This is a genomic window from Turicibacter sp. HGF1, assembly GCF_000191865.1.
Classification (GTDB): Bacteria; Bacillota_I; Bacilli_A; order MOL361; family Turicibacteraceae; genus Turicibacter; species Turicibacter sanguinis.
Genome location: NZ_AEXQ01000037.1, coordinates 1 through 944, shown reverse-complemented (window position 1 = coordinate 944; position 944 = coordinate 1). Strand labels below are relative to the sequence as shown.

Sequence of the window (944 nt, the reverse complement as noted above, 5' to 3'; positions counted from 1 at the left end):
TCCTGAATTATATAATTAAGTCAGACAACTGGTAAACGTATTTAATGGTAATAAAAAAGACATAGATGGTACACTTAATTCATCGCCAAACAAATTAAGGAGTTTTCATCTATGTCTTATCATCATCTTAACATAAATCAGCTGACAAATATAGAGTCAAATTATTATTTAGGAGTTAACGCTCGTGAATGTGCACGTCGCATGAACATTGGAAAAGACAAAGTGTATCGCTATTATCGCTTATTCAAACAAGGATTAACAGTTGAAGAAATCTACTCCACTTACAAGCAAAATAAAAAGCGTTGTGGGAGAAAAGAACGTGTGTTATCAGAACAGAAGTTAAAGAATATTCATGAGTTATTAGGTCAAGGGTGGTCATTAGATGCTATCGCGGGTCGTGATAAGATCATGGATCACTCAGAAAGAGTCTCGACTAAAACATTATATAAGCTTGTTAAAAATGGAGTCATTGACGCTAAAAAGCTCCGTCGAAAAGGAAAGAATAACCCTAAAAATCACAAAGAAACACGTGGGAGAATTAATGATTGTAAAACCATTCATGAGCGAGATAAGCAGTATCCTAAAGCTTCGATGAATCAAGAATATGGGCACTTTGAAGGGGATACCATTGTCGGTAAGAATCGTGAATCAGCCATTGTCACTTTAGTTGAAAAGAAAAGTAAATATATCGTACTATTAAAAGCAAGTCGTAAGAGTCAAGATGTCAAAGATGCGACATTAAATTGGCTAAATGAACAAGTTGAAATCGACATCAAAACAATAACCTTTGATCGAGGAAAAGAGTTTTCTAGATGGAAAGAAATTGAACAAGAAAGCAAGATACCTCTTGAGATTTACTTTAGTGATCCAGGAGCACCAGGACAACGAGGATTGAATGAGAATTCAAATAGTATCGTTAGACAAGATCTACCGAAATCCACGGA

At 35.1% G+C, this 944-nt stretch carries 1 protein-coding gene; it reads left to right on the top strand.

Annotated features, from left to right (window positions below; genetic code table 11):
- Positions 1-111: 111 nt before the first annotated feature.
- A partial coding sequence (locus HMPREF9402_RS03795) for an IS30 family transposase (protein ID WP_009606529.1) occupies positions 112-944 on the top strand: 833 nt, incomplete at its 3' end.